The sequence below is a fragment of the Roseiflexus sp. RS-1 genome (assembly GCF_000016665.1).
GTDB lineage: Bacteria > Chloroflexota > Chloroflexia > Chloroflexales > Roseiflexaceae > Roseiflexus.
The window spans coordinates 2,418,806-2,432,641 of the sequence record NC_009523.1; the positions used below are offsets into that span (position 1 = coordinate 2,418,806).

Sequence of the window (13,836 nt, forward strand, 5' to 3'; positions counted from 1 at the left end):
GGCAGCGTCGAAGGATACGTATATGAATGCCGATACGTTGCACCAGGCAATCGCCGCCGCGCGCGATGGGCGTCGTGACGACGCACGTGCGCTGCTGCTCCATCTGCTGGAAGCCGATCCGCGCAACGAGCGCGCCTGGCTCTGGCTGTCGGGGGTTGTCGATGATCCGGAGGACGTGAAGATCTGCCTGGAAAATGTGCTGGCGCTGAATCCGTCCAATCCACGCGCGCGCCAGGGGCTGGAATGGCTGCACGCGCGGATGGGTCTGCCATTGCCGCCACTCCCCCCGCCGGACCAAACCGGCAGCCGCCTGGAGCGCGAGATCGATACGCGCGCACTATCGGTTGCACGCCTGCGCGCATACCGCACAACTCTGGCAGTCGTCGAGCCGGTTGCACCACTGCCACCGAAGCCCGACCCGATATCCGCACCTGTACCGTCCACACCCCAGAGCAGGTCGGTTGCGACGCGAGCCAATCCCGCACCAGCGCCACCGGCGTCCGCTCCCGCAGCAGCGACCGCCAGAACAGCAGTTGCCCCACTATCAACCGCTCCTGCGCATCGCCTGGCAGCGGTCGCACCGGTGGATGATGCAACCATCCCCTGTCCCTACTGCGGCGCGCCGACGGTCGAAACGCAACGCCGCTGCACCCAGTGCGGCGGAAATCTGCTGGTGCGGGTGGCGCCGTCGGATGAACGGTCGCCGATTGTGCAGGCGCTGGTCTGGATGTGGCGCGGCGGCGCCGTTGTCGTGCTTCTGATCGCGCTCGTCTTTCCGGTGATGGGTGTCTTGCTTTATCAGGAAGCGCCAGCGAACGGTTTCCCTATTGGCATCCTGATACCGGCGGTGATCCTTGCGCTGGTTGCACTCATCGGTTTTTCGGTCGCGCAGCAACTGGCGCAACGCGCCGCCTGGGCGCTCTACCTGGCGGCGGGACTGACCACTGTCGGACTGATCGGCGCGCTGGCGCTTGCCATGCGCCCCGACACCCTCACAGCGATGCTGGACCGCCTGACCGGTGCAACATCGATCCCATCAGCCTGGCTTCCCCCGCTGATGGCTGGCGCCAGGCTGATCGCCATTGGCGCAGGCGTGGCGCATCTCGCTGCGATTGCGCTCACCATCGCCGGGTACGATGCTATTGTCGGCAGACTCGAGCGTTTTCGCCATATCCTGAAGCCGTCCGACCATCTGACGCACTACAATAACGGCGTCGCACTGAAGAATCGCGGCATGTGGTATGTTGCGGCGCTCGAATGGGAATGGGCGGTCAAAAAAGCGCCCTATGACGTAACGTATTTGCGCGCACTGGGACTGGCATATGCGCGCTTGAAGCAGTTCGATAAGGCGCGCTCCATGATCGACCGGGCGTTGCAGGCGGCGCCTGACAATCCCGGCTTACGAGAAGATCGGGCGCTGATCGAGCGTCTGGCGTCGCAGGAACAACGTTGAACAGGAAACAGGATCAATGCCAGGAAACACATTTGGACAGGTTTTTCGATTGACAACCTGGGGCGAATCGCACGGACCCGCAGTTGGGTGCGTGGTCGATGGGTGCCCGGCAGGTATCGAGATTTCGGAAGCGTTCATCCAGCGCGAACTGGATCGTCGCCGGGTCGGGCAGAGCCGGGTAACATCGGCGCGTCAGGAACCCGATCAGGTGCAGATCCTGTCGGGGGTGTTCGAGGGACGTTCGACCGGCGCCCCCATCAGCATGCTGGTCTTCAATACCGATGCGAAGCCGGGGCACTACGATACCATCAAGCACCTCTACCGCCCCGGTCACGCCGATTACACGTGGGACGCGAAGTATGGCTTTCGCGACTGGCGCGGCGGTGGACGGAGCAGCGCACGCGAGACGATCGGGCGTGTCGCTGGCGGCGCGATTGCGAAACTGCTCCTTGCGCGCTACGGCATTTCGGTCATTGCGTGGACATCGCAACTCGGCGATCTGAAAGCCGAGGTTATTGATGAGAGCGAAATCGAGCGCAACATCATGCGCTGCCCGGATGCGCGGGTTGCCGCCCTGATGGTCGAGCGTGTCGAACAGGCGCGGCGCAGCCTCGACTCGCTCGGCGGCGTGGTCGAAGTGCGCGCCCGTGGCGTTCCTCCCGGTCTCGGCGAGCCGGTCTTCGACAAATTGCAGGCGGATATTGGCAAGGCAATGTTCAGCATCCCGGCGATCAAAGGGGTTGAGTTCGGCGAGGGGTTCGGTGTCGCATATATGACCGGCTCGACCCACAATGACCCGTTCGTGCGCCGCGATGATGGCACAATCGGAACCGCGTCCAACCATCACGGCGGTATTCTCGGCGGCATCAGCACCGGCGAAGAGATCGTGCTGCGCATCGCTGCCAAACCGCCAGCGTCCATCGCCCGTCCGCAACACACGGTCGATCGCGCCGGAAATCCCGCTGCGATCGAAATCCACGGTCGCCACGACCCGACCGTGCTCCCACGGCTGGTTCCAATCGCCGAGGCGATGCTGGCGCTGGTGCTCGCCGATCACCTGCTGCGGCAACGCCTGGCACGGGTGGACGCTTGATGAAAGAGTCCGCTGCAAAAAGGATAGGTCACCGCAGCGGCGCGGCGTTCGCAGAGGAGGATTCTCTCGCGCATCACGCACCCGCATGCTGCGCCATGCATCCATCGTGGTTCGTTTTCAGGGTTCTCTGCGCTCTCGGCGTCTCAGCGGTGCATTTTTGCAGCGAAGTCATGAAAGCAAATGTGACAGGCTGGGGTTGAGTATGGCTGAACCAACTGTGCGTGAAGGCGATCTGCTCTGGTCGCCCTCCCCCGACATGATGCGCGCCAGTGTTATGCAGCGGTATATCGACTGGCTGGCGCAGACCCGCGGTGTGACATTCGCCGATTACCACGCGCTCTGGCGCTGGTCGGTCACCGAACTGTCCGATTTCTGGCAGTCGATCTGGGATTTTTTCGATATCCAGGCGACGACGCAGCCGCACGCCGTCCTCGCCGACGCCCGCATGCCCGGCGCGGTCTGGTTCCCCGGCGCGACGCTCAACTACGCAGCGCACGCCTTCCGTCACGCCAGCGCCGATCGTCCTGCCATCCTGTTCCAGTCCGAAGGCGAGGCACTTCAGACGCTGACGTGGGCTGAATTGCAGCGCCAGGTCGCCTCGGTTGCCGCTCACCTGGAGATGCTCGGCGTTCGGCGGGGCGACCGGGTGGCAGCCGTGCTGCCAGATACGCCGCATGCCGTCATTGCATTCCTGGCCTGTGCATCCCTCGGCGCCATCTGGTCGAGTTGCTCGCCCGAAATGGGGGTTGCCAGCGTTGCCGACCGTTTCCGTCAGATTGAACCGCGGGTGCTGATCGCCGTTGATGGGTACCGCTACGGCGGTCGGGCGTTCGACCGCCGCGCCGCACTGGCAGAACTGCGCTCGACGCTCACGAGCGTCGAACATGTGGTGATTGTACCGTATCTCGACCCGGACGCACAGGTAGCCGACGCCATCCCGTGGAACGAGTGCCTCCGCCACGACGCATCGCTCCGTTTCGAACCGGTTCCGTTCGACCATCCGCTCTGGATCCTCTACTCATCGGGAACGACCGGTCTGCCCAAGCCGATTGTCCAGGGGCATGGCGGCATCCTGCTCGAACATTTGAAATCGCTGGCGCTGCACCTCGACCTGGGACCGCAGGACCGTTTCTTCTGGTTCACCACCACCGGATGGATGATGTGGAACTTCCTGACCAGCGGATTGCTGGTGGGAAGTACGCTGCTGCTCTACGACGGCAACCCTGCCTGGCCCGATATGCACGCCCTCTGGCGATTCGCTGCCGACACCCGCATGACCCTGTTCGGCACGAGCGCCGCCTACCTCACCGCCTGTCGTAAAGCCAACATTGCACCGGGAACGACGTTCGACCTGTCAAGCCTGCGGGCAATCGGATCGACCGGATCACCGCTGCCGGTCGAAGGGTTCCGGTGGGTCTACGAGCGCGTCAGGCGCGACCTCTGGCTGGTTTCACTCAGCGGCGGCACCGACGTCTGCACCGCCTTCGTCGGCGGGTGCCCGCTGCTCCCGGTGACTGCCGGAGAAATCCAGTGCCGGTGCCTGGGTGCGCGCGTCGACGTCTTCGACGAGCAGGGAAACTCGCTGGTCGGCGATGTCGGTGAACTGGTCGTCACTGCCCCGCTCCCCTCGATGCCGCTCTTCTTCTGGGGCGACGCCGACGGCTCGCGCTACCGTACCAGTTACTTCGACGTCTATCCCGGCGTCTGGCGTCATGGCGACTGGGTCAAACTGACCGAACGCGGAACGCTGGTCATCTACGGTCGTTCCGACTCGACGATCAACCGCCACGGCGTGCGGATGGGTACCAGCGAAATGTACCGTGCAGTCGAAGGCATCGCCGAAGTGCGCGATAGTCTGGTGATCGATCTGGAAAACCCTGACGGAACCGCCACCATGTATCTGTTTGTCGCGCTCGAAACTGGCGTGACTCTCGATGACGCACTGAAAGAGCGCATACGCGCAACGATCCGTGCGGCGCTCTCGCCGCGCCACGTCCCCGATGTCATCATTGCCATTCCCGACGTGCCGCGCACGCTGAACGGCAAAAAACTGGAAGTGCCGATCAAAAAAATCCTGCGCGGCGTTCCTCCAGAAAAAGCAGCCAACCGCGACGCCATGGCCAATCCGCAGACACTCGACGCATTTGTGGAACTTGCAGCCCGACTTCAGAGGTAAAGCGTGGTCATCGGCTTGATCGGCATGGCAGGCATCGGCAAGTCACGCTGGGCGGCGCGACTCGCCGATGCTGGATTCACCACGTTGCACTGCGACGACCTGATTGCGGAACGCCTCCGGATCGAACACAACGCCGACACGGTCACGGTCTACGACATCGGGCGCTGGATGGGGTTTCCGTATGAAGCGCACTATGCCGCACGTGAACGCACCTATCTCGCCTGCGAACAGGAGGTGATGGTCAGGATCGCGGAACGCATCGCCGAAGAGGACAATATCGTCATCGATATGACCGGCAGCGTCATCTACCTCGACGCTGCGCTGATCCAGCGCATCAGGCGACACGCAACGATGGTTTACCTGGCGGATGATCCGGAACTGCGGAAGCAGTTGCTGGAGGAATATCTCGCACGTCCACGTCCAATCGTCTGGAATGGCATGTACCAGCCTCGACCCGATGAATCCCCCGCAGCAACACTGGCGCGCTGCTACCCGCATCTGGTGCATGACCGCGCCGCGCGCTACCGGCAGATCGGTGACGTCATGCTCGAACCGGCGTATCACCGCAATCCGGCATTCACCGTCGCCGATTTCCTGGCGGCGATCAAAGCGAAGGGATGAAAGGCGTATTCAGGGGGAGCGTCGTGAATACCATAACCGCAGACGCATGACTTCGCACATCCACGAAGCACAACGTCGCAGGGCGCTCAATGCATAACCGGCGATGCCTGAGCGTTATTGAGGGAAGCCAGCACGCCGCTGACCGTATTCTTCAGTTCCGCCAGTTCCACCGGCTTTGCCAGATAATGACGGACGCCCATCCGCTTCATCTGCGAGCGCAGACGCGGCGTATCGTAGGCAGTCAGCACCACGACCGGAATATGGGGACGTTCGTCGTGGAGCGCTTTGATCAACGCGGCAGCAGCGCGACCGGGCGGGCTTGGATCGACGATCAACAGATCGACAGATTCGCGCATACAGCGCAACCAGGCCGCTCCCGGCGATGGCGCCAGTGAGACCTCAACATCCTTACCGAGGAGGAGTTGCAGCCCCTGTTGGGTCACCATCGCAGCAACCGGATCGTTGTCGACAACCAGAATGTGCTGCAAGTTCGACACGATACCTTTCCAGACGCCTGTTGACTACTACTATCATGAAAGAGCGTCCGTAGCGCTTCAATCCTGCGCTGTAGTCGGCAACTCTGCCGTCACTATAACAAAAACGACGATTTCTCAGGAAAGTGAGGCAACAACTCCGCGTTGCAATCACACAACATCGAAGTAGTACGATACCAGAGGCATCCCGTGGCAAAGGTTACAGGGTCGCAACTAAAAGTGAAGGTATCACAACAGAGTGTTCAGCCTGTGCCAGCTTCCCCCAAAGCTTCGCTGATGAAGGACTCTGAGGGTGGCGACAGTCGATACCAGGGACGGGGTGCATTCCTGCCGGGGCAACGAATGGTGTTTGTGAGATGTTTCTGGCGCGCTGGAACGGTGCGCGTCCCCGCGCGGCCCGGGTACGCAGGCATCCCGCCCGCCCGGTACGCAGGGTACGCGGGCATCCTGCCCGCAAGGCAGCGGCCCGGGTACGCGGGCATCCTGCCCGCATGCAGCGGCCTGGGTACGCGGGCATCTTGCCCGCATGCAGCGGCCCGGGTACGCGGGCATCCTGCCCGCATGCAGCGGCCCGGGTACGCGGGCATCCTGCCCGCAAGGCAGCGGCCCGGGTACGCGGGCATCTTGCCCGCATGCAGCGGCCCGGGTACGCGGGCATCCTGCCCGCAAGGCAGCGGCCTGGGTACGCGGGCATCTTGCCCGCATGCAGCGGTGTGACCTGTCACGGGAGCGAGAGCATTATGAAGATTGAGAACTTATAGCAGTTCTTAGAGCCTATCCGAATAACCGTGACTTCTTCGCCTGTGGCTTGATCACTTCGCTTGCAGCCGGGTTATTCGGATAGGCTCTTACTACAGTTGGAGTTGCTCGAATGGGCGGGCGCCCGGCAATCTGAGCCCCACCCAGATCTGCGCCCAGATGCCGGTCTTGCGCCACGTGACGGAGTGATCGTGAACCGTCTTCCCGGGAGGAAAATGGGATGGCAGGGCGCTCCAGCCGCAATCCGTGTGCATCACATGCACCATCGCCTCCAAGATCTGACGCCGATCGTGAACGATCTGGCGTCCTGCCCGTCGCGGCACGGGCAGCAAGGGGGCTACGCGTGCCCAAACCTGCGCGATGATCTCCTCACGGGTGGCTTCACCTGGAGGGTTGGCGCCCTCCACGGCGGGAGGCTCCCCGTTCGGCAGCGCGATCACCGCTGGCGCGGGCAGGTTCAGGCCATCCGCAGCAGCCACAACCACCGGCGGGAGCTGCCGGGCGCGGCGGCGGCAATGGGCCGCTTGGGCCAGGGCGTGATGGCAGCGCCGCTGCCACGACCAGTGCAGGATGTGCGCGCACGGCTGGGCCACGGCGAGCACCACGTTCCAGAAGAGCTGACGACCCTCCCCACTGCTCACCCGCACCGCAGGCGCGGCGCGCCTTGAAGCGCGCCAGACTGCGCGCTCCTGCAGTCTGCGGGCCCCCTTTTTCGGGTGCCTCCACGGCGCCCTCCTGATGGCGGAGCACCCTCAGAACGGCGTGCGCCTACATCGCCAGGGTGCTATGCCGATACCAGCCAGTCCACGAGCGTACCTCGCACTCGTCCAGGCCGACCTCGCTTTTGCCGGTCTGGATGCTCTCCTCGACCGTCCAGCGCTTGCCAATCACCCGCACCTGCGTGTCCAGGGGCGTGGCCTCCGGCCCATAGGCCCTGACCTCGGTCGGATCGGTGCAGCTGCGGCGCAGCACCAGCCAGCGCCGTCCGCCCGGCGCGGCCGGGCCGTTCAACCGGACGCGCCGCCAGTCATACCAGCGCGGCCCCTGGCTGCCTGCGCCACAACTCAGGCGCTCCCACGGCCTGGTGGCCAGCCGCGCGGACAGGTCGGCCAGGCTCCAGGACTCGTGGCCCAGCCAGCGGTGTTCCGTGCTGGAGATGGTCACGACGGAAGGCTGATGACGCGCCTCCAACCACTGGCGCAGCTCGCGGTCGTCGCCGTAGACGCTATCGCCAGCGATGGCGGCAGAGGTTACCCCCGCCGCGTAGGCCCGTTCAAGCGGCTGGCGGGCCAGCTCGGGTGTGGTGGCAAAGGTGCGCTCGCTGGGATCCCGGCCCGGCGACAGCGCTCGGAGTCGTCCGTCCAGCTGCGCGGCAGATAGCGCGCGCGGTCGAGCAGGGTCTGGCCGTGGGCGCTGGCATAGGTCAGCACGACCCCCGCCTGGCAGTTCTCGACCCGTCCAGCGGCGCCGCAGCCCTGGTGCGCCACCCCCACCGACGTGGCGCCTTTCTTGAGGAAGCCCGTCTCGTCCAGCACGCCAATCGCGTCTGGGTCGCCCAGATAGTCCAGCACATCGCGCCGCAGCCGGTCGCGCAGCTCGTCGGGGTCCCAGATAGCCCGGCTCAGCAACTCCTGCACGCGATAGGGGTTGGGATGGCCGATGATTTCGGCCAGTTGCCAGCCATTCTTGCGCTCGGCCGGGCTGAGCAAGCCGCCCAGATAGGCCATTGCGCTCTCCTGCGACTTTGAGCGCGCAAACGCGGTGCGGAGGCGATTGACCACAGCGCCCCAATAGCGGCGCTATACGTCAATATCCCGCTCATCCGGGGGGCGCAGGTCGTCTGATGCTGACGGCATCTTCCATGCCTCCGTTCAGTTCGTTTGCCACAGAGGTAGAGCATACCACAACTCCAACTGTAGTAATAGGTGATAGCCGAGAGCTGATAGATGATAGCCGATAGGCGATATGCGATAGCCGATCAACCTGCTGGGTTTCAATGCTCTTCAACAGCCAAAAATGAGCCGAAATTTGCCTGTCGGCGAGCGGAAACCAATACGGTGACAAGTTTCAATGCTCTTCAACAGCCAAAAATGAGCCGAAATCCCTGAAATATCGTCTATTGTCTATCAATTAGGCTATTCAGGCGTTTCAGTGCTCTTCAGCGAGCCGAAAATTCCTCAATGTCGCCCGCTGGAGCATCGAGGTTGATGCGCGGAACATGTTTCAGTGCTCTTCAGCGAGCCGAAAATTCCTCAATAGCGGGATCGGCGTGCTCATCAATCTCGCCCGCGAGCGGTTTCAGTGCTCTTCAGCGAGCCGAAAATTCCTCAATAAGTATAGTACTGGCGGTTGGTTGGTGAAAGACGGAGTTTCAGTGCTCTTCAGCGAGCCGAAAATTCCTCAATCCAGACGTAATCGAGCGCGCTTAGTCCGGCGTGACGTTTCAGTGCTCTTCAGCGAGCCGAAAATTCCTCAATGCGTCGGTAACGGCGACTGGATCGCCAGCGCGTCGGGTTTCAGTGCTCTTCAGCGAGCCGAAAATTCCTCAATCTACGGCGCGCCAGGATGTATCACAAGTCGATACATCGGTTTCAGTGCTCTTCAGCGAGCCGAAAATTCCTCAATAAATACGAGAAGTTCGCGGGTCGAGACCGGGGCGCACCGTTTCAGTGCTCTTCAGCGAGCCGAAAATTCCTCAATAGGAACACATCTTCCGGAGCAGTATCAACACCAGTTGTTTCAGTGCTCTTCAGCGAGCCGAAAATTCCTCAATCGACACGCGGAACGAACCGCGCCGGTGTACGAGTTTCTGTTTCAGTGCTCTTCAGCGAGCCGAAAATTCCTCAATCTCTTTCGGAGACCGGCGGCGATTGCGAAAGGGCGAGTTTCAGTGCTCTTCAGCGAGCCGAAAATTCCTCAATGGGTCACCTCACGCGCTTCGGTGTGGATGGGTTTGTGTTTCAGTGCTCTTCAGCGAGCCGAAAATTCCTCAATCGTGTTGTGACAGCCCGCGCCCATCGCCTCGCCCGAAGTTTCAGTGCTCTTCAGCGAGCCGAAAATTCCTCAATGGGGCGCTCTCCGCCCCCTCCATTCTTATTATACCAGTTTCAGTGCTCTTCAGCGAGCCGAAAATTCCTCAATGCAAGTTCGGCGCGACCGGACGATCCCGCATCTGGGTTTCAGTGCTCTTCAGCGAGCCGAAAATTCCTCAATGCGCGCGAAGGGCTTTCATACTTGGGTTCTCGGCGAGGTTTCAGTGCTCTTCAGCGAGCCGAAAATTCCTCAATGACGTTTTCGATACGCTTGACGCCGGAATCGCGCATCGTTTCAGTGCTCTTCAGCGAGCCGAAAATTCCTCAATTTGATGCGTTACTTCAGACGATAGACCGCGCGGCGGTTTCAGTGCTCTTCAGCGAGCCGAAAATTCCTCAATCGCGTCGCGCGAACAACACCGAAATCCGGTTAGAAGTTTCAGTGCTCTTCAGCGAGCCGAAAATTCCTCAATAACAACCCGCCGCGCTGCCAGACTTCCACCAGCGCGAGTTTCAGTGCTCTTCAGCGAGCCGAAAATTCCTCAATGCGGACGGGTGCGATGTGGACGATCTCAATCCAACCGTTGTTTCAGTGCTCTTCAGCGAGCCGAAAATTCCTCAATATTACACAGAAGCCGTCGCACTCGTCGAAGTCTGGGTTTCAGTGCTCTTCAGCGAGCCGAAAATTCCTCAATACGCACCATCAGCGCCACCCGCCGCTCGTCCATCCCGTTTCAGTGCTCTTCAGCGAGCCGAAAATTCCTCAATGGTTCCGTCGGCGCGCGTGTTGCGTCAGTTGTGCAAGTTTCAGTGCTCTTCAGCGAGCCGAAAATTCCTCAATGCCGCGCGGTCGATCCGCGTCGTCGGAAGTTACAACGTTTCAGTGCTCTTCAGCGAGCCGAAAATTCCTCAATAAGATGCTGTGTTGTGACACTGCTGAAAGACAACGAGTTTCAGTGCTCTTCAGCGAGCCGAAAATTCCTCAATTTGAGTCCTCGTTGTACAGCACTGTCAATGTGATCTCAGTTTCAGTGCTCTTCAGCGAGCCGAAAATTCCTCAATCATCAACGCGGCGGTGACGCTGTGGTTGTCGCCCCGTTTCAGTGCTCTTCAGCGAGCCGAAAATTCCTCAATCCGATCTCGACTTCCGCAGCGCCTTCGTTGCGCCGGAGTTTCAGTGCTCTTCAGCGAGCCGAAAATTCCTCAATACTCCCGTCTGAGCGTGAGGCGAAGCAAAGACGGCGTTTCAGTGCTCTTCAGCGAGCCGAAAATTCCTCAATAACTCTTGCACCTCTGGGAACCGTCGGTGAGGAGCGGTTTCAGTGCTCTTCAGCGAGCCGAAAATTCCTCAATTCGACCGACCGACGCCGAACGCTCGCGGTTTGAACAGGTTTCAGTGCTCTTCAGCGAGCCGAAAATTCCTCAATTCGGCGTAACGGTCAACGTCGACGCGCTGCTGGCGGATTGTTTCAGTGCTCTTCAGCGAGCCGAAAATTCCTCAATCGTGAATACGAGGGCGAGTTGATAGGCGTCTGGAAACGTTTCAGTGCTCTTCAGCGAGCCGAAAATTCCTCAATGTTCCAAGACCCGAAAATCATTGATATCGAGGTCTGGGTTTCAGTGCTCTTCAGCGAGCCGAAAATTCCTCAATCATTCCGGAACACCGCCCCGCCGTCGTCGAGAAACTGTTTCAGTGCTCTTCAGCGAGCCGAAAATTCCTCAATCGCCCAGCGCGCCGCGCGCTGCCAGACATCCGCGTCGTGTTTCAGTGCTCTTCAGCGAGCCGAAAATTCCTCAATTGTCAAGCCCCAATTTTGCGGAAAATCCGGCGATTTTGTTTCAGTGCTCTTCAGCGAGCCGAAAATTCCTCAATTAACCCGGAGCGGCGGATCGTCGTTATACGCCCTATGTTTCAGTGCTCTTCAGCGAGCCGAAAATTCCTCAATGTCGCCACTGAAGATTAGGCATATCAAAGTCCCGTGTTGTTTCAGTGCTCTTCAGCGAGCCGAAAATTCCTCAATGCAGTCGAGCGCTGTAATGCGCGTTCGATCCGATCCGTTTCAGTGCTCTTCAGCGAGCCGAAAATTCCTCAATCGTGAGTACGCAAGATTCAGGTTTACCGTTGTTGAAGTTTCAGTGCTCTTCAGCGAGCCGAAAATTCCTCAATCAGGAGAGCGCATTTAGGATCGTAGCCAGCAATTGCGTTTCAGTGCTCTTCAGCGAGCCGAAAATTCCTCAATTGACGCGCATATGATCCTCTCCTGTTGACGTGATAAAGTTTCAGTGCTCTTCAGCGAGCCGAAAATTCCTCAATGCCCTTGCCATTTGCGCGCCTAGCGGCTACCTGACGGTTTCAGTGCTCTTCAGCGAGCCGAAAATTCCTCAATCTAATATCCGCACAATCCTAAACGCAATTATTCAGGGTTTCAGTGCTCTTCAGCGAGCCGAAAATTCCTCAATGCGCGCGGGTTTATACAAGCCCGCTTGGATAGGGAAGTTTCAGTGCTCTTCAGCGAGCCGAAAATTCCTCAATTTATCGCGCGCGTACACGCATTGCCTGACACACAATGTCGTTTCAGTGCTCTTCAGCGAGCCGAAAATTCCTCAATCTGCGACAGCACAGGTATGAAGCAATGGTACAGGCGTTTCAGTGCTCTTCAGCGAGCCGAAAATTCCTCAATCTAATATTTTCAGTTTATCCATAATCAACCTCAATCAGTTTCAGTGCTCTTCAGCGAGCCGAAAATTCCTCAATTCTGGTAGCGCGCATTTTCGCCGCGCGTATCGTCTGTTTCAGTGCTCTTCAGCGAGCCGAAAATTCCTCAATCGGTAGTGACGGGTTCAACTCCCCTGGTACTAATCAGGTTTCAGTGCTCTTCAGCGAGCCGAAAATTCCTCAATACCCGTACTGTCTCTGCCTTGCCCTTGCGGTTCATCTGTTTCAGTGCTCTTCAGCGAGCCGAAAATTCCTCAATCGGTAGTGACGGGTTCAACTCCCCTGGTACTAATCAGGTTTCAGTGCTCTTCAGCGAGCCGAAAATTCCTCAATTCAAGATAAGCCTTATACGCCGTATCAGCAAGTGTAGTTTCAGTGCTCTTCAGCGAGCCGAAAATTCCTCAATGTAGGCTATCGGCATTATGATGATAGGGTTTTGGTACAGGTTTCAGTGCTCTTCAGCGAGCCGAAAATTCCTCAATGTTCTGGTAGCGCGCATTTTCGCCGCGCGTATCGTCTGTTTCAGTGCTCTTCAGCGAGCCGAAAATTCCTCAATCGGGTTCAAAGGGCTAAGCAAAGACGGTGTTTTTGTGTTTCAGTGCTCTTCAGCGAGCCGAAAATTCCTCAATAGAGAGGTGATACGTTATATGTGGGAAGTCCAAAAGTTTCAGTGCTCTTCAGCGAGCCGAAAATTCCTCAATGAAACACCGTGAAACTCCGTAAAACATCATATCACGAATGTTTCAGTGCTCTTCAGCGAGCCGAAAATTCCTCAATCGAATCTATGTCTTGTTGTGCGCAAAAATGTTACATACGTTTCAGTGCTCTTCAGCGAGCCGAAAATTCCTCAATATTGTGACCGTTGTAGGCTACGCTCGGACGGTGAGAGGTTTCAGTGCTCTTCAGCGAGCCGAAAATTCCTCAATTTGGCATATCGGGGCTACTGGTGTACCGAAAGCAGACGTTTCAGTGCTCTTCAGCGAGCCGAAAATTCCTCAATGTTACCACGCGCTTGCGCTAGCCGTATGCGCGCCTAGGTTTCAGTGCTCTTCAGCGAGCCGAAAATTCCTCAATGCAACCCGGTACGAATCGAAATTGACGCGCATAGAGTTTCAGTGCTCTTCAGCGAGCCGAAAATTCCTCAATGGAACCCCGCCGACGCCGGCGGGGTTTCCGGTCGTGTTTCAGTGCTCTTCAGCGAGCCGAAAATTCCTCAATCACCGACAACGCTGACGTTCCAGAACCAACCGGTTGAGGTTTCAGTGCTCTTCAGCGAGCCGAAAATTCCTCAATCGGAAGGGATGTCTCAAAGTGGGGATGGATCGAGTTCGACGTTTCAGTGCTCTTCAGCGAGCCGAAAATTCCTCAATCGTCTTCAGTTTCGCCGCGAACTCAACGGAGATTTCGTTTCAGTGCTCTTCAGCGAGCCGAAAATTCCTCAATTTTGCCGATATCCGCGAATTACTGAAGAATATGGTGAAGTTTCAGTGCT

The 13,836-nt window shown here is 59.0% G+C and carries 6 protein-coding genes, 1 pseudogene and 1 CRISPR repeat array (1 of these 8 running past the window's edge); of the genes and pseudogenes, 4 read left to right on the forward strand and 3 right to left on the reverse strand.

Annotation, left to right across the window (positions count from 1 at the left end; genetic code table 11):
• The first annotated feature begins 22 nt into the window (after positions 1-22).
• The 4 genes from ROSERS_RS10110 (at position 23) to ROSERS_RS10125 (ending at position 5,343) form a co-directional block, all read left to right on the forward strand.
• Positions 23-1,453, forward strand: coding sequence for a tetratricopeptide repeat protein (locus tag ROSERS_RS10110; protein ID WP_011956685.1), 1,431 nt, complete (start codon positions 23-25; stop codon positions 1,451-1,453).
• Between the two features lie 16 nt (positions 1,454-1,469).
• Positions 1,470-2,546, forward strand: a complete 1,077-nt coding sequence (gene aroC, locus ROSERS_RS10115; protein ID WP_011956686.1) for a chorismate synthase — start codon at positions 1,470-1,472, stop codon at positions 2,544-2,546.
• A gap of 202 nt (positions 2,547-2,748) precedes the next feature.
• The gene (locus ROSERS_RS10120; RefSeq protein ID WP_011956687.1) at positions 2,749-4,722 is read left to right on the forward strand and encodes an acetoacetate--CoA ligase; all 1,974 of its coding nucleotides are present in this window, start codon (positions 2,749-2,751) and stop codon (positions 4,720-4,722) included.
• Between the two features lie 3 nt (positions 4,723-4,725).
• Positions 4,726-5,343, forward strand: a complete 618-nt coding sequence (locus tag ROSERS_RS10125) for a shikimate kinase (RefSeq protein WP_011956688.1) — start codon at positions 4,726-4,728, stop codon at positions 5,341-5,343.
• 86 nt (positions 5,344-5,429) lie between these two features.
• On the opposite strand, the gene ROSERS_RS10130 is transcribed toward ROSERS_RS10125, so the two are convergent.
• The 3 genes and pseudogenes from ROSERS_RS10130 to ROSERS_RS27380 all read right to left on the reverse strand — a co-directional run bounded on the left by ROSERS_RS10130 (position 5,430) and on the right by ROSERS_RS27380 (position 8,323).
• Positions 5,430-5,840, reverse strand: a complete 411-nt coding sequence (locus ROSERS_RS10130) for a response regulator (protein WP_232282813.1) — start codon at positions 5,838-5,840, stop codon at positions 5,430-5,432.
• A gap of 848 nt (positions 5,841-6,688) precedes the next feature.
• The gene (locus tag ROSERS_RS24105) at positions 6,689-7,237 is read right to left on the reverse strand and encodes a transposase (RefSeq protein ID WP_157041025.1); all 549 of its coding nucleotides are present in this window, start codon (positions 7,235-7,237) and stop codon (positions 6,689-6,691) included.
• Between the two features lie 127 nt (positions 7,238-7,364).
• Positions 7,365-8,323, reverse strand: a pseudogene (locus tag ROSERS_RS27380) (IS701 family transposase).
• Positions 8,324-8,741: 418 nt separating this feature from the next.
• Positions 8,742-13,836: a CRISPR direct-repeat array (repeat unit 37 nt; unit sequence GTTTCAGTGCTCTTCAGCGAGCCGAAAATTCCTCAAT); it runs 4,089 nt beyond the window's last position.

What these genes read in the sequence shown, in the direction of transcription:
- ROSERS_RS10110 (WP_011956685.1), top strand. Translation starts at nt 23, where the DNA reads ATGAATGCCGATACGTTGCACCAGGCAATCGCCGCCGCGCGCGATGGG.
- aroC (WP_011956686.1), top strand. Translation starts at nt 1,470, where the DNA reads ATGCCAGGAAACACATTTGGACAGGTTTTTCGATTGACAACCTGGGGC.
- ROSERS_RS10120 (WP_011956687.1), top strand. Translation starts at nt 2,749, where the DNA reads ATGGCTGAACCAACTGTGCGTGAAGGCGATCTGCTCTGGTCGCCCTCC.